Origin of the sequence: Amycolatopsis sp. NPDC024027 (assembly GCF_040638975.1) — a bacterium.
In the GTDB taxonomy this organism is placed as follows: domain Bacteria; phylum Actinomycetota; class Actinomycetes; order Mycobacteriales; family Pseudonocardiaceae; genus Amycolatopsis.
The window spans coordinates 79,647-97,828 of sequence record NZ_JBEZYY010000013.1 but is presented as its reverse complement, the minus strand read 5'-3'; the positions used below and the strand labels follow the sequence as shown (position 1 = coordinate 97,828).

Below are 18,182 nucleotides of genomic sequence, written 5' to 3'. Positions count from 1 at the left end.
CCTCATTGATGCTCTTCAATGTCTCTTCGCAGCTCCCTCAGATACCTGTAACTGATGGTAACGGGTAGCTGCCACGCGGCGTTGTGATGCGCGTCTCCCGGACGGTAGAGCGCTCCGGTCGAGTCACGGCCGAGAACGGATCCGGTCCCGCACCAGGGAAAGCCGTTCGGCGAACTCCGGTGACGCCAGCGAGGCCAGCTGCGGCCGCAGCTCCACGTCGACGGCGGCACTGTGCTCGGCCAGGCCCGCGGTGGTGCGGAGGCTGCGCTTGGTGTCGACCAGTGCCGCACGCGGCGCGGCGACGGCGGGGTGAGCGAGCTCACGCGCGGCCGTCAGTAGTTCGTCATGGCCGCCGTCGACCACGCGCAGCGCCAGCCCGGCGCGCACCGCGGCTTCGGCGTCCAGGGGTTGCCCGAACAACGTCAGGGCGGCGGCCTGCTGCGGGCCGGCGAGCCGCTGCGTCATCCAGGTCATCCCGCCGCCCGGGTGCAGGCCGAGTTCGAGGAACCGGGCGACGAACTTCGCCCGCGGCCCGGCCAGCCGGACGTCGGCGGCGAGGGCGAGGTTCAGCCCGGCCCCGACGGCGGCGCCCCCGACGGCGGCGATGGTCGGCAGCGCGCACCGCGCCACGGCGAGGAAGCCTTCGTAGATGGCCCGCAGGCCGGGCTCGTCGGCCGCGGCGAGCGCGGACAGATCGGCACCGGCGCAGAAGGCGGGCGGCGTCCCGGTGACGACGACGGCGTGCACGGACTCGTCCTGTTCCGCGGCCTCGACGGCGGCGGCGAGCTGCGCGGAGAGGTCGAGCGTCAGCGCGTTCCGGCTGCCGGGAGCGTCGACGGTCAGCAGGGCGACGCCGCCGGAGTGCTCGCTGACGATGCTGTCGGTCATGGGCCCAGGGTGGCACGGTGCGGTACGGGTGGACGCGTGGGGGAACGAGGCGTCACTGCTCCGGCGTCGGCGGCCGTTCCAGCAGCCGCGAGAGCACCACGGTCGACACCGTCCGGTCCACGATCTCGAGCCCGCGCAGCCGCTCCAGCGCCGTCTCCAGGTGGTGGATGTCGGCGGCCCGCAGGTGCACGATCGCGTCCGCCGCACCCGACACCGTGTACGCCGCCACGACCTCCGGCAGCGGCTCCAGCCGCGCCCGGATCCGGGCCGGCGTGATGTTCCCCTGGCACGTGACCTCGACGAACGCCTCCGTTCCCCAGCCCAGCGCCTCCGGGTCGACGACCGCCGTGAAGCCCCGCAGGATGCCCGTTTCGAGCAGCCGGTCGACCCGCCGTTTCACCGCCGGCGCCGACAGGCCGACCACCTTGCCGATCTCCGCGTAGCTCGAGCGCGCGTTCGCCACTAGGCACGAAACGATTCGCTGGTCGATGGTGTTCACACGCAACATGTAGCACAGATACGCGCAGCGAACAGCGATTGATTGCGATATTAGGCGCGCCTTACCCTGCAATCATGCAGGGATCACTGGCCACCCGCGTACCGACCACCCGCCGATACCTGATGTGCCCGCCGCGCTTCTTCGCGGTGGACTACGTGATCAACCCCTGGATGGACCCGACCCAGCCGGTCAGCGCCGACGTCGCCGTCGCGCAGTGGACCGAGCTGCGCGACACCTACCGCCGCCTCGGCCACACCGTCGAGGAGATCGAGCCCCAGCCCGGCCTGCCCGACATGGTCTTCGCCGCCAACTCCGGCACCGTCGTCGACGGCCGGGTGCTCGGCTCGCGGTTCCGTGCTCCGCAGCGCGCCGCCGAGGCCGAGCACTTCCGCCGCTGGTTCGTCGAACACGGCTACCGCGACATCACCATGCCGGAGAAGATCAACGAGGCCGAAGGCGACTTCGCCTGGACCGGCGCCCTGCTGCTCGCCGGCACCGGCTTCCGCACCGACCCGGCCGCGCACGCCGAGGCGCAGGAGGTCCTCGGCGTCCCGGTCGTCTCGCTGCAGCTGGTCGACCCGCGCTACTACCACCTCGACACCGCGCTGTTCGTGCTGGCCGAGGCGACGGACTCGACCCGTGCGCAGATCGTCTACCACCCCGAGGCCTTCTCCGCCGGCTCGCGCCGCGTGCTGGAGCGGGTGTTCCCGGACGCGGTGCTCGCCACCAAGGAAGACGCGGAGTGTTTCGGCCTCAACGGCGTCTCCGACGGCCGCAATGTCGTCCTCCCGGTGGAGGCCACCCGATTGGGTGAACTTCTGTCGGCTCGGGGGTACGAACCGGTCTACGTCGACATCTCTGAGCTGCGGAAAGCCGGCGGCGGCCCGAAGTGCTGCACGCTGGAGATCCGCAAAGGCTAATTGACGGCAAAAAAGTGTAACTCCCCCGTTTGCCATCGCGATTAATCGAAGTAACAAATCGACTACTCGCGGTGGCAGGCGGTGAGAGTGGTGACGGTGATCCTCGCCGTGCACGGGGTGGGCCGGCCGGCGCGCCAGCTCGACCCCGGGGAAGACGAGCGCTGGCTGACCGTGGAGCAGTTCGAACGCGTCCTCGACGTCGCCGCGGAGCGCGAAGACGTCCGCCTCACCTTCGACGACGGCAACGAATCCGACGTCGAGATCGTGCTGCCGCGGCTGGCCGACCGCGGGCTGACGGCGGAGTTCTTCCCCCTCGCCGGCCGGCTCGGGCAGCGCGGCTACCTCGATCGCGACGGGCTGCGCGAGCTCACGCGCGCCGGGATGGAGATCGGCTCGCACGGCTGGGAACCCCGGGACTGGCGGCGGCTCGACGACCGGCACGCCGACCGCGAGCTGAAGGACGCACCGAAGCTGCTCGGCGACCTGTGCGGCCGGCCGGTGCGGCGGTATTCGCTGCCGTTCGGCGCCTACGACCGGCGCGTGCTCGCGCGGCTGCGGCAGGCGGGCGCCACCCGCGTCTACTCGAGCGACGGCGGGGCGGCCCACCGCGACGGCTGGCTGCAGGCACGCACCGAGCTCCCGCACGACCTCGACGGCGACTGGCTCGACGGCGTGCTCGCCGGGTCCCGCCGGGCCGCCCACTGGGCGAACCGCTTGTTCCGCCGCGCTCTCCGCTAGGGCACCTCGCAGTCGCGAACCGCCTCGTTCGGCGCTCTCCGTCGGAGCGCGGTCCGTCAGGCCGCATTCGCCGGATCCGGTCCGGCCGGCGCCGTCCCGGCGACCGGGACACCGCCAGAACCGGTTCCGGCGGGTTCCGGACCGGTGAGCAGCGTTTTCGTCAACTCCGGCCATCTGATGGGAAATTCCCGGACCCGGAGGTCTTGAACGCCGCCGCGCCCGGGTGCATCCTGATGCCCCGCCGCCGTAAGGAAAGTTTCCTAACTAAAGGGAGCCCCAGGAATGCGGAAACTGATCCTGCTCGCGACCCTCGCGCTGGCGTCGGCCGTGATGCCGTCGGCCCTCGCGTCGGCGTCGCCGGCCCCGGCCGCTCAGCCGGCCACCGCCGAAGCCGCCCCCACCGCGGCCCAGCTGCTCGCCAAGACCTCCGGCTGCAAGCAGGTCTCGAACGGCAAGTACAAGACCGACGAAGACGTTTCGGGCAAGACGGTCGCGATCTGCGACGCCAACGGCGCGGTCTTCTGGAAAGCCGACATGGACATCGACTGCGACGGCCAGCGCAGCTCGCAGTGCAACGAGAACACCGACTGCTGCTACCAGGACGACACGGCGTTCCACCAGTCCGACGGCAAGCCGCTCAACGCCGCGAAGCTGCCCTACATCGTCGTGCCGAGCTCCAGCAGCATCTGGAAGTACTCCTCCTCCGGCCTCAAGGGCGGCGGCTCCTGCGCGGTGATCTACAACGGCAAGGTCGAGTACGCCGTCATCGGGGACACCGGCCCGTCGCAGATCATCGGCGAAGCGTCCTACGCGACGGCGAAGGACCTCGGCATCAACCCGGACCCGTCCAACGGCGGCACCGACTCCGGCGTCACGTACATCTGCTTCAAGAACTCGACCGTCTCGCCGATCGAGAACCACTCCAACGCGGTGAGCAAGGGCCAGAGCCTGGCCACCACCTTCGTGAACAACAACTGACACCTATTTTCCGCCCGGCGGCGAATCGTGGTTCCCGGCCACGGTCCGCCGCCGGTCCGCGTACCGGATCGAGACGCGATTCTCACTTGAATCCCTTGCGTCTCACCGTGGTCTCACGCCGTCCCCCGTTCGCCGCCCTCGTGGTAACGATCCAGGGGCGCCCGCCGACCAACTTGAGGGTCGCGCGGAATAGCGGAGGTTTTGGCGTGAAGATCAGTGTCTTCGGGCTCGGTTACGTCGGCTGTGTCTCCGCCGCGTGCCTGGCGGGGCAGGGACACCGGGTGGTCGGCGTGGACGTCAACCCGGTGAAGATCGACCTCATCACGCAGGGCAACGCCCCGGTGGTCGAGGAGCGGATCGGCGAGCTGACCGCCGAGGTCGTCGCGAGCGGCGCGCTGAGAGCCACGACCGACGTCGCCGAAGCCGTCGCCGACAGCGAGATCTCGCTGGTCTGCGTCGGTACGCCGTCGGCGCCGAACGGCAGTCTTTCCACGGTCTACCTGGAGCGCGTGGCCGAGGAGATCGGCGAGGCGATCGCCGGGAAGGCCGAGCGCCACACGGTCGTCTTCCGCAGCACGATGCTGCCCGGCACCTGCCTCGACCTGCTGGTCCCGATCCTGGAGAAGGCTTCGGGCCGCACGGCCGGGGCCGACTTCGGCGTCGCGGTGAACCCGGAGTTCCTGCGCGAGGGCACCAGCGTCCGCGACTTCTTCGACCCGCCGAAGACGGTGATCGGCGAGATCGACGAGGCCAGCGGCGACGCCGTCGCGGCGTTGTACGAAGGCCTGCCCGGCCCCGTTTTCCGGGTGCCGATCCCGGTCGCGGAAATGACGAAGTACGCCGACAACTCCTTCCACGGCCTGAAGATCGGCTTCGCGAACGAGCTCGGGTCGATCTGCCGGGCGCTCGGCCTCGACTCGCACCAGGTGATCGACGTCTTCCTCGCCGACACCAAGCTCAACATCAGCCCCGCCTACCTCAAGCCCGGGTTCGCCTTCGGCGGCTCGTGCCTGCCGAAGGACCTGCGCGGGCTCGTCTACGCCGCGCACCGCGCCGACGTCAGCGTGCCGATCCTGTCGCACGTGCTCGCGTCGAACGCCGAGCACCTGCAGCGGGCCTTCGACCTGGTCGCCCGCACCGGCAAGCGCAAGGTCGGGCTGTTCGGGCTGTCGTTCAAGCCGGGCACCGACGACCTGCGCGAGTCGCCGCTGGTCGAGCTGGCCGAGAAGCTGCTCGGCAAGGGGTACGACCTGAAGATCCACGACGCCAACGTCAGCCTCTCGCGGCTGATGGGCGCCAACCGCGAGTACATCGAGGGCCGGCTGCCGCACCTCGGCCAGCTGCTCGCCGGGACCGTCGAAGAAGTCATGGACCACGCCGAAGTCCTGCTCGTCGGCACCAAGGACCCGGACGTGCTGGCGGCCCTGCCGCACAGTGGCGACCGGGCGCTCATCGACCTCGTCCGCCTGCCCGACGCCGCGACGCGTCGCCTTGAAGAGGGATACGCCGGCCTTGCCTGGTAAAGCGCTCATCCTCGTCGAAAACCTCTCCGTCCCGTTCGACCGGCGGGTCTGGCAGGAGGCCACGACCCTGCGCGACGCCGGGTGGGAAGTCCACGTGATCTGCCCGCAGGGCACGAAACGCGACACCGAAGCCGAAGCCGTCGTCGACGGCGTCCACATCTACCGGTACCCGCTGAAGGCGGCGACCGGCGGGCCCGCCGGCTACCTGCAGGAGTACGGCAGCGCGCTGTGGCACACGCTGCGGCTGGCCCGCAAGGTCGGGCCGGTCGACGTCGTGCACGCCTGCAACCCGCCGGACCTGCTCTACCTGGTCGCGAAGTACCTGAAGCGCCACGGCGCGAAGTTCGTCTTCGACCAGCACGACCTGTGCCCGGAGCTGTACCTTTCGCGGTTCGACCGCGGGCAGGACCTCCTCTACCGCGGTGTCTGCGCGCTCGAACGCGCCACCTACCGCGCCGCCGACGTCGTGATCTCGACGAACGAGAGCTACAAGCAGGTCGCCCGGATCCGCGGCGGCAAGAAGCCCGAGGACGTCTTCGTGGTGCGCAGCGCCCCGGTCGTCGAGCGGTTCCACGAGGTGCCGGCCGAGCCCGAGCTGAAGAAGGGCAAGCCGTACCTGCTCGCCTACCTGGGTGTGATGGGTCCGCAGGACGGCGTCGACTACGCCCTGCGCGCGCTGGCGAAGCTGCGTGACGACGTCGGGCGCACCGACTGGCACGCGGTGTTCGTCGGCTCGGGCGACGCGTTCGACGACATGGTCGCCTTGTCGGCGAAGCTCGGGCTGGCCAACCAGGTCGAGTTCACCGGCCGGATCTCCGACGAGGACCTGGTCCGCTACCTGTCCACCGCCGACGTCTGCCTGTCGCCGGACCCGCTGAACCCGCTCAACGACGTCTCCACGATGAACAAGGTCATGGAGTACATGGCGATGAGCAAGCCGATCGTCTCGTTCGAGCTGCGGGAGGCGCGGGTGTCCGCGGGGGACGCGGCCGTCTACGCCCCGGCGAACGACGAGACGGAGTTCGCGGCGCTGGTGTCCCGGCTGCTCGACGACCCGGAGGAGCGGATCCGGATGGGCAAGCTCGGCCAGGCCCGGGTGGCCGGTCCGCTCTCGTGGGCGAACTCGGCGAAGAACTTGCTCGCCGCATATGAGCACGCTGTGAAGTCTTGATCGCCTTCCGGTCAAGAACCCACCGAACGTGTAACCAAAGCTCCCGGTCCGACGACGGTTGGGGTAACCGGCCGATCCACTGAACCCGTTCGGCGTACCCGTCTCAGGAATGGAGATCTGCCGTTGACTGACGACACGGTGCGCCTGGCCCTGGTCGGGCAGGTCCTGAGACGACGGTGGCGGCTGCTGGCCGCCCTCGCCGTCCTGGGCGCGCTGGTCGGCGCCGGAGCGTCGATCCTGTTCTCGCCCGGCTACAAGACGACCTCGGGCGTGTTGCTCCAGGGCCCGCGCCAGGCCGACGAGCTGCTGACCCAGGCCGAGATCGCGACGGCTTCGGTCGTCCTCGACCGGGCGGCCGCGGTGCTGCCGTGGCGGCCCAGCGGCATCGACCTGAAGAAGCAGGTCAGCGCGTCGGTGGCGCAGAGCAACGTCGTGACGATCACCGTCTCCGCCGACACCGCCGAGCACGCCCAGCAGCTCGCCGACCAGGTCGCGCAGCAGTACGTCAAGTACTCCACGCAGCTGGCGAGCAACTCCGCCGACGCTTCGGTGCAGCTCGCCCAGGAGCAGCGCGAGTCGCTGCGCCAGCAGGTCAAGCTGACCACCGACAAGATCAGCGACCTGGCCAAGACCGTCGGTGGCGGCCTGACCGTGGAGAGCGTGCAGGTCCGCACCCAGCTCGAGGGCCTGAAGACGTCGCTGGAGCAGGCGATCAACGACCTGAACCAGGCCGACCTGGCGACCGGCGTCGGCAACACCGTGGTGCTCGGGCCGTCCCAGCGTCCGACGTCGCCGGCGGCCCCGACGATGACGCAGTTCGTCGCCGGGGGCGCGGTGCTGTTCTTCCTCGTCGGCGTGTTCGGCCACCTGTTCACCGCCCGCACCGACCGGCGCCTGCGGGGCGAGCCGGAGATCGCGTCCGCGCTCGGCGCGCCGATCCTCGCCGGCGTCGACGTCACCACCCCGCCGGGCGAGCGCGCCCCGGCCACCGGCGTCCTCGGCAAGGTGCGCCACCTGCTCGGTGGGGACCGGCCGTGGGTGCTGCCGCCGGTCGCCACCTCGGCCGACGAGGTCAACCGCGACATCCGCTACCGCCGGGTGCTGGCCCGGCTGGCCACCGGCCCCGCCGACGTCCTGCTGCTGGTGGCCGACGACGACGAGACCGGCCGCCTGGCCGCCGCGCAGCTCGCCGAGCTGGCCGACCGGCTGTCGGTGCCGCTGCGGGTCTTCGAGTTCTCGCCCGACCGGCCGACGGTGCCGGACGCCACGGCGAGCTCGGGGGTCCTGGTCGTGCTCGGCGCCGGCACGCGCACCGCGTGGCAGCTCGTCCAGCTCGCCGAGGCCTGCGCCGACGGCGGCCAGGAGATCGTCGGCGCCGTCCTGACCCACGCCGTCCGGCCGCTCGAGCCGGAGAAAACCGGACCCGCGGCGGAAGCCCCCGAGAAAGCCCTGGCAGGTTCGGCGTGACGACTCCTCCCTCGCAGGCCCAGGCCGCCCCGCTCGTCGACCTGCAGCGGTTGTTCGTCGCGATCCGCCGCCGCAAGCGGGTCTGGCTGGCCACCGCGCTGCTCGGGCTCATCGCCGGCGCGGCGCTGGCCTTCGTGCTGCCCGCGCCGCCGACCGCGGTCGCCAAGGTCATCGTGGTCCACCAGGACGACTCACCGACCGACAGCGGCACGCTGATGCGCACCGACGTCGCCGTGCTGCAGACGGCCCCGATCGCCGAAGGCGCGCTGAAGAAGCTGGGCAGCACCGATTCGCCCGAAGACTTCATGAAGAACTACGCGGGGCTCGGGCTGACCAACAACGTCCTGCAGATCACCGTCAAGGCCAAGAGCAACCAAGAGGCCGTGGCGCGGGCCCAGGCGCTGGCCGAGACGTTCATCGCCGACCACGTCAAGCGCAGCCAGGCGGCCGCGGCCGCCCAGTCGCAGGCCATCCTCGACCAGCGCAAGAACGCCCAGGACGAGCTGAGCAGGGTCGAGCAGCAGATCGTCGCCGAGGAGGGCAAGGGCCGCCAGGCCAGCCAGCCCGCCCTCGAAAACCTCTACAGCCGCCGGGCCGCGCTCACCGCGCAGATCACGGACTTCACCTCGCGCGCCCAGCAGGCCGGCATCGGCAGCCCGCAGGTCACCGCGGGCACCCAGATCGTCGACGCGGCTCGCGCGCTGCCCAAGGCGTTCCTCAAGACCACCGCGACCAACGCCGGCATCGGGTTCGCCCTCGGCCTGGCCATCGGGCTCGCGCTCGTCGCCGTCGGCGCGGTCTCGCGCGACCGGCCGGTGCTGCGCCGCGAAATCTCGACGCACCTCGGTGCGTCCGTGGTCGCGCAGCTGCCGTCGAAGCTGCGCGGGCCCGCACGGCTGTGGCGGCGCTCGCGCGCGGTCTCCGAACGCGAGCGCGTCGCCACGACGCTGGTCCGCTTGATCAAGCAGGAGCCGCGCGGGGTGTCGCTGCTGGAGCTCGGCGCCCCGGAGGTCGCCGCCGCGCTCGGCCTGGACATCGCCGCGGAGCTGGCCGCCGAGGGCGCCGCGAGCGTCGTCGACGACCTGCCGGGCGAGGACGTCCGCAAGCTCGGGCAGGAGACCAAGAGCGACGTCTCCGTGGTCGGCGCCGGCGACCCGGCCGGCACGCCGGAGGAGCGCCGCGTCGGCATCGGCACGGTTTCGCCGGGCACGGCGTGGACCGACCTGGAGCACCTCGGCAAGGAGACCGTGCTGGTCGTGAAGGCCGGGCACGCGAACACGCTGTGGCTGCACACGGTCGCGCGGCAGCTGGCCGACCAGGAGATCCCGATCATCGGCATCGTGCTGGTCGACCCGGACCCGCGCGACAAGTCCGACGGCACGCTGTGGGACGGCCTGCACACGGCCCTGCGCGGCCGTGGCCGTCCGTCCGCCGCGGTGCAAGCCGCCCCGGCCGAGCGCGAAGACCGCCTGGACGAGCTGGTCGCCCGCGTCGCCGAGCGCGTCGCCACGACCGAGCAGCCGACGCGCCGGTTCACCCCGGTCCGGCAGGTGCTCCCACCGGCACTGGCCACCCCGAGGCCACCGGCCTCGCCGCTGCCACCGCCCGGCAGCGTGAGCGTTCCGGACCACCTGAACGCGCCGACGAAGAAATTCGCCCCGGTCAAGCCCCCGAAGCGGCCGACGCCGTTCAAGCGCGACCACGGCGAACCGACCCACCAGGGCGAACTCGACGCCGACCTCGAACCCGAAAAGAGCACTGTGACAACCGGGGCTTTGCCCCGGGCCGGGGGCTCCGCCACCCAGACCCCCGAAAAGAGTGCTGTGACAACCGGGGCTTTGCCCCGGGCCGGGGGCTCCGCCACCCAGACCCCCGAAAAGAGTGCGTGAGTCTCCTGACCCGCGCCGCGACCGAAGGGGAACGCACCCGAGATGTGCGGCATCGCAGGCACCTACCTCTGGCCGGACGGCGGGCCGCTCACCGACCGGCTGACCAAGACGCTGGCCCACCGCGGTCCGGACGGCTCCGGCCGCTACGAGCACCGCGCCGGCCCCGGTGAAGTCCACTTGGGACACCGGCGGCTCTCGATCATCGACCTGTCCGAGACCGGCGCCCAGCCGATGGTCCTGGACGGGCTCGCGCTGAGCTACAACGGCGAGCTGTACAACGCGCCTGAGCTGCGGGCCGAGCTTGCCGCGGCCGGTGTGCGCTTCCGCGGGACGTCCGACACCGAGGTGCTGCTGCAGGCGTGGCGGCGCTGGGGCACGGACTGCCTGCCCAAGCTGCGCGGGATGTTCGCCTTCGCGCTGTTCGAAGAGGGCACCGGCGAGCTGTTCCTGGTCCGCGACCAGCTGGGCATCAAGCCGCTGTTCTTCGTCCAGCGGAACGGCGGGGTCGCCTTCGCCTCCGAGCTGAAGGCGCTGGCCGGAGAGCTGGGCGGGTCCCTGCGGATCGACAACGCGGCGCTGATCGCGTCGATGCTCTACTACTGGGTGCCGGACAGCCGGTGCGCCTACCAGGGGGCGGAGAAGCTGCAGCCGGGCACGTGGCTGCGTTGCCGCCCCGACGGCCAGGTCGACCGCGGCCGGTTCTGGTCGCTGCGGGAGGTCGCCGAGGAGGGTGCGGCTTTCGACGGCGAGGTCGACCTGCACGCCGTGATCGCCGAGTCGACGGCCAAGCACCTGCTCTCGGACGTCCCGGTGGCGACGTTCCTCTCGGGCGGCCTGGACTCCAGCTACCTGACGGCGCTGGCCGCGCGGTCGCAGCCCGGGATCTCCGCCTACACCATCGGGTTCCGGGCCGAGGACGCCAAGTTCGAGGCCATGCCGGACGACCTCAAGTACGCCCGGATCGTCGCGCAGCAGTTCGGCGTCGACCTGCACGAGATCGAAATCGCGCCGCAGGTGCTCGACCTGCTGCCGAAGATGACCTACCACCTCGACGAGCCGATCGGCGACCCGGCGGCGATCAACTCGTTCCTGATCTGCTCGGCCGCGCGCGAGGCCGGCGTCAAGGTCATGTTGTCCGGGATGGGCGCCGACGAGCTGTTCGCGGGGTACCGCAAGCACCTCGCGAACCTGATCGCGCTGCGCTACCACAAGGTGCCGGGCGCGGTCCGGCGTCCAGTCGAGTCCCTTGTGGACCGCCTGCCGGTGGCGTCGGCCAAGCGCGGCTACCGGTCGGTGCGGTTCGCCAAGCGGTTCCTGTCCTTCGCGGGCCTGCCCGAGGAGACGGCGTTCCGGCGCAGCTACACGATGTACGACCGCGCGGAGCTGGTTTCGCTGCTGAACCCGGACTTCGCCCCGCTGGTCGACGACGTCCTGACCGAGCACGCCGACACCTACAACGACCAGGCTTTGGACGACTTCGTCAACCGGATGTGCCTGGCCGACTCGCGGATGTTCCTGCCGGGGCTGAACCTGGCCTACACCGACCGGTCGACCATGGCGGCGTCCACCGAGGTGCGGACGCCGTTCGTCGACGTCGAGGTCGTGCGGGCCGCCTTCAAGATCCCGGGGAACAAGAAGATCGTCGGCCGCGCCGGCAAGGTGGCGCTGAAGAACGCGGCGCTGAACATCCTGCCGAGCGAGATCGTGCACCGGCCGAAGGGCCTGTTCAGCGCGCCGCTGCGGGCCTGGATGAGCCGCGACCTGGCGCCGCTGGTGCGCGAAGTCGTCAACGAAGGGGTGCTCGTCCAATCCGGCTTCCTGCAGCGCGAGGCGCTGCAGCGCATGGTCGCCGAGGACGCCGCCGGCCAGGAGGACCGCGGCAAGCACCTCTGGCACGTCTTGACTCTTGAGTATTGGTACCGGAACGCGATGTCTGGAGCGGGAGCGAAGTGAAGCAGGTAGTCCAGAACTACAAGAGCGGGGAACTGGCGCTCCTCGAGGTCCCCGAGCCCGCCTGCAAGCCGGGTGGCGTGCTGGTGCGGACGGTGTACTCGCTGATCTCGACCGGCACCGAGATGATGAAGGTGTCCGAGGCCAGCCTGTCCCTGGTGGGCAAGGCGAAGGCCCGCCCGGACCAGGTCGCGAAGGTCATGCAGAGCGTGGCCACCAACGGCCTTTCGGCGACCTACCGCAAGGTGACGTCCAAACTGGACTCCTACACCCCGCTCGGCTACTCGCTGTGCGGCATCGTCGAGCAGGTCGGCGACGGCATCACCGACGTCTCGGTCGGCGACCTGGTGGCCTGCGCGGGCAACGAGCACGCCCTGCACTCCGAGCTGAACTGGGTGCCCAAGAACCTCTACTCGCGCGTGCCCGACGGCGTCGACCCGCGGCACGCCGCGTTCGGCACCGTTGGCTCGATCGCCATGCAGGGTGTGCGCCGCGGCGAGCCGCAGATCGGCGAGGTCGCCCTGGTCATCGGCCTCGGCCTGATCGGCCAGCTGGTCGTGCAGCTGCTGGCGTCGTCCGGCGTGCGCGTCGTCGGCGTCGACCCCGACCCGGAGCGCTGCAAGCTGGCCGAGAGCCTCGGCGCGCTGACCTGCGCGCACCCGGCGTCCGGCATCGTGGACACGGCCGTGGCCGAGCTGACGCACGGCGCGGGCGTCGACCAGACCTACCTCGCCGCCGGCGGCAACACGAACGACCCGGTGGAGCTGGCCGCGAAGCTCTCGCGCGACCGCGGCCGCGTGATCGACATCGGCAAGTGCAAGCTCGACCTGCCGTGGAACGCCTACTACGAGAAGGAACTGGACGTCCGGTTCTCGCGCTCCTACGGGCCGGGCCGCTACGACCCGTCGTACGAGCTCGAAGGCCGCGACTACCCGATCGGCCAGGTCCGCTGGACCGAGCGCCGCAACCTGGAGTGCGTCCTCGACCTGATCGCGCGTGACCGCCTCGACGTCGAGCCGCTGATCACGCACGTGTCGGACTTTTCTTCCGCGGTCGAGACGTACCAGTCGCTGAACGAGGGATCGCTGAAGGCGGTCGCGGTGCTGTTCCGCTACCCGGACGCGGTCGCTCGGACGGAGCCCGTGGTCACGTCCGCGCGGGTCGGGCTGGTTTCGTCTTCGCCCTCCGCGCTGCCGGCGGGGCAGCCGGTACGGCTGGGCTTCATCGGCGCCGGCAACTACGCGTCCTCGATGCTGCTGCCGCACCTGGTCGAGCGCGACGACGTGCAGCTCGAGCACGTCGCGACGACGTCGGCGCTGTCCGGCGCCAACGCGCGGCGCAAGTTCGGCTTCGCGGCGGCGTCGACCGACATCGACAACGTCCTCGGCGACTCGTCGATCGACGCGGTGTTCGTGGTGACGCGGCACAGCTCGCACGCCGAGCTGACCCGCCAGGCGTTGCTGGCGGGCAAGGCGGTGTTCGTCGAGAAGCCCCTGGCGCTGTCGGCTTCGGAGCTGCAGACGGTCCTGGACGCGATCGAGGAGTCCGGCAACGACCGCCTGCAGGTCGGCTTCAACCGCCGGTTCGCGCCCCTGCTGCACGAGGCCCGCGAGCAGTTCGGCCCGCGCGTCGGCCCGGCGAGCGTGCGGTACCTGGTCAACGCCGGCCGCCTCGACCACGGCAGCTGGTACAACCAGACGGATTCGGAAGGTTCCCGCTTCGCCGGCGAGGGCGGGCATTTCATCGACACGGTGAGCTGGCTCCTCGACGCCGACCCGGTGACGGTGTACGCCACCGGAGACCTCCAGGTGACCCTCGGCTACGCCGACGGCTCGACGGCGGTGATCACCTACGCCGAGACCGGCGCGTCGGGCTTCCCCAAGGAGACCCTGGACATCGTCGCCGACGGCAAGGTCCTCAAGTTCGACGACTTCGTCCGCGCGTCGGTGTACTCGCGGAAGAAGTGGGCCAGCTCCCGCATCCCGAAGGGCCGCGACAAGGGCCAGGCCGCCGAGGTCGACGCGTTCCTGTCGGCGGTGCGGACGGGCTCGCCGATGCCGATCTCGATCGCTTCCCTGGCCGCGACGACACTGGCGACTTTGGCCGCGCAGACGAGCGTCGCGAACGCGGCGCCGGTGCGGATCGAGCTGCCGCGAAAGGCGGGTGCCCCGGCATGACGAGCCACGCGCCGATCCGGTTGAGCCCGCCGCGCCCGGGCGTGCAAAGCGTGGCGCCGAAACGGCCCGCGTTGCTGCCGCCGCGCTCGGGCAAGCGGAGCATGGCACCGATTCGGTTGGGGCCGCCGTGCTCGGGCGTGCAGAGTCTGGCGCCGATTCGGTTGAGGCCGCCGCGCCCGGGCATGCCGAGCGTTGCGCCGATCCGGCCCGCGTTGCTGCCGAAGGCAGGTGCCCGCCCATGATGGGTCCCGGCTGGTACCTGCGCCGGCTGTCCCGGATGGGCCTGGCGGAGGTCGCCGGCCGCGCGCGGCACGCCGTCGTCCAGCGGCAGTGGCGGTCCGCGCTGCCGACGCCGCCGGACTGGCCTGCGCACCCGCGCTTCACCGCGGCGCTGCCCGCCGGGGTGCTGGGCAAGGTCTCCGGCGAGGCGGTCAAGCGGCTGCTCGCCACGGCCGACGAGCTGATGGCGGGCCGTGCGGAGTACTTCGGCGTGGAGCGCACGGATTTCGAGGCGCCCGACTGGTTCCTCGACCCGAAGACCGGGCGCCGCGCGCCCTCGGACGTGTACGCGTTCGACGTGCCGTACCGGTCGGAGGACACGGTCGGCGACATCAAGCAGATCTGGGAGCCGTCGCGCCACCAGCACCTCACCGTGCTGGCCGCGGCGTACGCCCTGACCGGTTCTCCGGCGTACGCCGCGCGCGTGGCGGAACACCTGCGGTCGTGGTGGGCGGCGAATCCGCCGTTGCGGGGGCCGCACTGGGTGAGCGGCATCGAGCTGGGCATCCGGCTCCTGTCGTGGGTCTGGACGCGCCGCCTGCTCGACGGCTGGCCGGGCGCCGCGGAACTGTTCGAGGAGAACCCGGACTTCCAGCTCCAGCTGTGGCACCACCAGAACTGGCTCGCGACGCTGCGCAGCCACGGTTCGTCGGCGAACAACCACGTGATCGCCGAGGACGCCGGGCTGCTGGCCGCGGCGTGCGCGTTCGGCTGGTTCCCGGAGTCGGCGTCCTGGCGCGCCGCGGCGATGCGCTCGCTGGACGTCCAGCTGGGGCGCAACACGTTCCCGTCCGGTCTCAACGCGGAGCTGGCGTCCGAGTACCACGGCTTGGTGCTGGAGCTCGGCTTGGCGGCGGCGATCGAGGCCGACGCCGCGGGCACACCGGTGCCGGCTTCGACGTGGGACGTCCTGCTCCGCATGACCGACACCTTGGCGTCCATAGTGGACAACCGGTTGCGGCCGCCCCGCCAGGGCGACGCCGACGACGGCTTCGGCCTGATCGTCGACGGCGCGTCGACCGACCGCTGGGCCTCCCTGCTGGGTTCGGGTGAGGCGCTGTTCGGCCGCCTGGACTGGTGGCCGCCGATCCCGGGCGAGGACGTCCGGACACCCCTGCTGGCGTCGTTGGTCTCGCGGACTCCGCGGGCTTCGGGCGTCCGCCCCGGCCGCCGTCCGGCACACCTGCGCGACGCGGGGATGACGATCCTGCGGTCGGGCCCGCTGTGGGTCCGCTGCGACGGAGGTCCCCACGGATTCCTGTCGATCGCGGCGCACGCCCACGCGGACGCGCTGTCGCTGGAGGTCCGCCACGACGGAGTGGATGTCCTGGCCGACCCGGGCACGTTCTGCTACCACGGCGAGCCCCAGTGGCGGTCCTACTTCCGGTCGACGCTGGGCCACAACACGCTCGAGCTCGCGGGCCGCGACCAGTCGATTTCGGGTGGCCCGTTCCTGTGGACCCGCCACGCGGTGACGAAGGTCTTGGAGGTCCACACCCCGGACAGCGGCCCGGCACGCTGGTCGGCCGCTCACGACGGCTACGCCCCGGCGGTCCACCGCCGCACGGTCGAGCTGGACGGCGAGGTGCTGAAGATCGTCGACGAGGTGCTGGGCGAGGGTCCGCCGGGCGCCGCGCGCTTGGCGTTCCACTTCGGCCCCTCGGTGACGGTCATGCTCGACGGCACCACGGCCCGCCTCCGCTGGACGGCCGCCCCGGAAGGGGCCGATTCGTTTGCGGGGCAGGGGAGGAGTGCCGCTTCCCCGGTAGTCCGCGGCGGGCGTGCGGCCGATTCGGCCGCTGCCGGGGGCCGGACCGGTTCGCTGACCGGTGGCGGGGACGAGCGCGGTACCGCCCCCGTCGAGGGGGAGGGTCGGACCGGTTCGCTGACCGGCGGGAATGAGCGCGGTACCGCTGCTGCCGGTGGTGGGCGTTCCGGTTCCCAGGTTGCCGACCCGCTTGTCGGGCGGGTTTCCGGTTCGCTCGCCGGTGTCGTGCGGACCGCCGTCATGGAGCTGCCCGCCGGACTCTCTTGGACTGTGCACCGCGGTGCTGCCGAGCCCCCGTTGGGCTGGTACTCCGCGGGGTTCGGGCGGAAGGAACCCGCCACCACCCTTGTCGGCTCCGGGTCGCCCGGTCACCTCACCACCCTGCTCCGCTTCAGTTAGGACCCGCCCGTGACAGCCCGCCGCTTCCGACTCGGCCGTGCAGCTCCGCTGCTCGGCGTCCTGCTCACGGTCGCGGCGTGCTCGAGTGGCCCCGACACCGACGGTGGTCCGGCCCGGGCCACCGCGGCCCCCAGCGGGTCGGTCGCCGCCGTGTGTGACAAGCAGCCGGCGGGACCGGCCGCCGCGCCGGCGGGGGCCGTCGTCGTCGATCCCGCCGTGCCCGGGGACCTGGCGGCGAAGACGCGCTCGGCCGGGCCGGGCACCACCTTCTGGCTCAAGCCCGGCAAGCACATCCTCGGCGACGACAAGTACGACCAGGTGTCCCCCAAGGACGGCGACGTCTACATCGGTGCCGCCGGTGCGGTCGTCGACGGCCGGAAGATCAACCAGTACGCCTTCACCGGCCACGCGGTCGACGTCAAGATCACCTACGTGACCGTGCAGGGCTTCGCCGCGCCGCGCGACGAAGGCGTCGTCAACCACGACTCCGGCGACGGCTGGCTGATCGAGCACTCCACCATCCAGGACAACGACGGTGCCGGCCTCATGGCGGGCGCGCGCCAGCAGGTGCGCGGCAACTGCCTGCGCCGCAACGGCCAGTACGGGATGAACGCCTACTCCGGCGGCACCCCGATCACCGCTCTCGTCGTCGAAGGCAACGAGATCGCCGGCAACAACACCGGCGACTGGGAAGCGAAGATCGACGGCTGCGGCTGCAGCGGCGGGGTCAAGTTCTGGGACGTCGACGGTGCGGATGTGCGCGGCAACTGGGTGCACGACAACCACGGCACCGGGCTGTGGGCCGACACGAACAACAACGACTTCCTCATCGAGGGCAACCTCATCGAGAACAACGACAGCGCCGCGCTGATCTACGAGATCAGCTACAACGCCGTCATCCGGGACAACACGATCCGCAAGAACAACTGGGCCGACGGCCGCCGGTACGCCGACAAGAGCGACAACTTCCCGACGTCGGCGGTCTACATCTCCGAGTCCGGCGGCGAGCCGCGGATCAAGGCCCGTACCGCGAAGATCGAGATCTCCCGCAACTACCTGGAGAACAACTGGTCCGGGATCACGCTGTGGGAGAACGCCGACCGGTTCTGCAACAGCCCGGCCAACACCTCCTCGGGCGACTGCACCCGGCTGGTGCCGGCCGTCAAGCAGTGCGCGGACCCGGCGATCACCAGCGGCGCGCTCCTGGCCGACTGCCGCTGGAAGACCCAGCACGTCGACATCCACGACAACAAGTTCGTCCTCGACCCGGCGGTCGTGGGCTGCCAGGCCTCCTGCGGCCGGATGGGCCTGCTGTCGAACTTCGGCAGCTACCCGGACTGGTCGCCGTACCGCGGCGACGACGTCCAGGAATCGATCACGTTCAAGCAGGACAACCGCTGGCACGACAACAGCTACGCCGGCCCGTGGACCTTCATCGCCTACTCGGCCGACCGCGTCCTCGAGATCGGCGAATGGCAAGGCGCGCCGTATTCGCAGGACAGCGGGAGCACCTTCATCGCGCAGGGCGGGGGCTGA

At 71.1% G+C, this 18,182-nt stretch carries 13 protein-coding genes; 11 read left to right on the top strand and 2 right to left on the bottom strand.

From position 1 onward, the window contains the following. Positions 1 to 123: 123 nt before the first annotated feature. Together AB0F52_RS29065 and AB0F52_RS29060 are read right to left on the bottom strand one after the other, a co-directional pair. Complete coding sequence (locus AB0F52_RS29065) at positions 124 to 888, bottom strand: enoyl-CoA hydratase (protein ID WP_360177772.1); 765 nt, start codon at positions 886 to 888, stop codon at positions 124 to 126. A gap of 52 nt (positions 889 to 940) precedes the next feature. Further along, complete coding sequence (locus AB0F52_RS29060) at positions 941 to 1,387, bottom strand: Lrp/AsnC family transcriptional regulator (protein ID WP_033261465.1); 447 nt, start codon at positions 1,385 to 1,387, stop codon at positions 941 to 943. 74 nt (positions 1,388 to 1,461) lie between these two features. On the opposite strand from AB0F52_RS29060, the gene ddaH reads away from it, so the two are divergent. The 11 genes from ddaH to AB0F52_RS29005 all read left to right on the top strand — a co-directional run bounded on the left by ddaH (position 1,462) and on the right by AB0F52_RS29005 (position 18,182). Continuing rightward, entirely contained in the window at positions 1,462 to 2,307 is an 846-nt protein-coding gene (gene ddaH / locus AB0F52_RS29055) for a dimethylargininase (RefSeq protein WP_360177769.1), read from the top strand. A gap of 81 nt (positions 2,308 to 2,388) precedes the next feature. After that, complete coding sequence (locus AB0F52_RS29050) at positions 2,389 to 3,045, top strand: polysaccharide deacetylase family protein (protein WP_360177766.1); 657 nt, start codon at positions 2,389 to 2,391, stop codon at positions 3,043 to 3,045. Between the two features lie 282 nt (positions 3,046 to 3,327). After that, complete coding sequence (locus AB0F52_RS29045) at positions 3,328 to 4,023, top strand: glycoside hydrolase family 75 protein (protein ID WP_360177763.1); 696 nt, start codon at positions 3,328 to 3,330, stop codon at positions 4,021 to 4,023. Positions 4,024 to 4,229: 206 nt separating this feature from the next. Beyond that, positions 4,230 to 5,546, top strand: coding sequence for a nucleotide sugar dehydrogenase (locus AB0F52_RS29040; RefSeq protein WP_360177760.1), 1,317 nt, complete (start codon positions 4,230 to 4,232; stop codon positions 5,544 to 5,546). Next, on the top strand, positions 5,536 to 6,717 hold the full coding sequence (locus AB0F52_RS29035) for a glycosyltransferase family 4 protein (RefSeq protein WP_360177757.1): 1,182 nt from the start codon (positions 5,536 to 5,538) through the stop codon (positions 6,715 to 6,717). Before AB0F52_RS29040 ends, AB0F52_RS29035 begins: the two co-directional genes overlap by 11 nt. 123 nt (positions 6,718 to 6,840) lie before the next feature. Further along, entirely contained in the window at positions 6,841 to 8,184 is a 1,344-nt protein-coding gene (locus AB0F52_RS29030) for an exopolysaccharide biosynthesis protein (protein WP_360177754.1), read from the top strand. Continuing rightward, positions 8,181 to 10,073, top strand: coding sequence for a Wzz/FepE/Etk N-terminal domain-containing protein (locus AB0F52_RS29025; protein ID WP_360177751.1), 1,893 nt, complete (start codon positions 8,181 to 8,183; stop codon positions 10,071 to 10,073). The genes AB0F52_RS29030 and AB0F52_RS29025 overlap by 4 nt, the downstream gene beginning before the upstream one ends. A gap of 42 nt (positions 10,074 to 10,115) precedes the next feature. After that, complete coding sequence (asnB, locus tag AB0F52_RS29020) at positions 10,116 to 12,026, top strand: asparagine synthase (glutamine-hydrolyzing) (protein WP_360177748.1); 1,911 nt, start codon at positions 10,116 to 10,118, stop codon at positions 12,024 to 12,026. Then, positions 12,023 to 14,200, top strand: a complete 2,178-nt coding sequence (locus AB0F52_RS29015) for a bi-domain-containing oxidoreductase (protein WP_360177745.1) — start codon at positions 12,023 to 12,025, stop codon at positions 14,198 to 14,200. Before asnB ends, AB0F52_RS29015 begins: the two co-directional genes overlap by 4 nt. A gap of 238 nt (positions 14,201 to 14,438) precedes the next feature. Continuing rightward, positions 14,439 to 16,646 (top strand): alginate lyase family protein, encoded by a 2,208-nt coding sequence (locus tag AB0F52_RS29010; RefSeq protein ID WP_360177742.1) that lies wholly within the window; start codon positions 14,439 to 14,441, stop codon positions 16,644 to 16,646. Positions 16,647 to 16,655: 9 nt separating this feature from the next. After that, positions 16,656 to 18,182: a right-handed parallel beta-helix repeat-containing protein gene (locus tag AB0F52_RS29005; RefSeq protein WP_360177739.1), complete on the top strand. Its 1,527-nt coding sequence runs from the start codon at positions 16,656 to 16,658 to the stop codon at positions 18,180 to 18,182.

What these genes read in the sequence shown, in the direction of transcription:
- AB0F52_RS29065 (WP_360177772.1), bottom strand. Translation starts at nt 888, where the DNA reads ATGACCGACAGCATCGTCAGCGAGCACTCCGGCGGCGTCGCCCTGCTG.
- ddaH (WP_360177769.1), top strand. Translation starts at nt 1,462, where the DNA reads ATGCAGGGATCACTGGCCACCCGCGTACCGACCACCCGCCGATACCTG.
- AB0F52_RS29045 (WP_360177763.1), top strand. Translation starts at nt 3,328, where the DNA reads ATGCGGAAACTGATCCTGCTCGCGACCCTCGCGCTGGCGTCGGCCGTG.
- asnB (WP_360177748.1), top strand. Translation starts at nt 10,116, where the DNA reads ATGTGCGGCATCGCAGGCACCTACCTCTGGCCGGACGGCGGGCCGCTC.
- AB0F52_RS29010 (WP_360177742.1), top strand. Translation starts at nt 14,439, where the DNA reads ATGATGGGTCCCGGCTGGTACCTGCGCCGGCTGTCCCGGATGGGCCTG.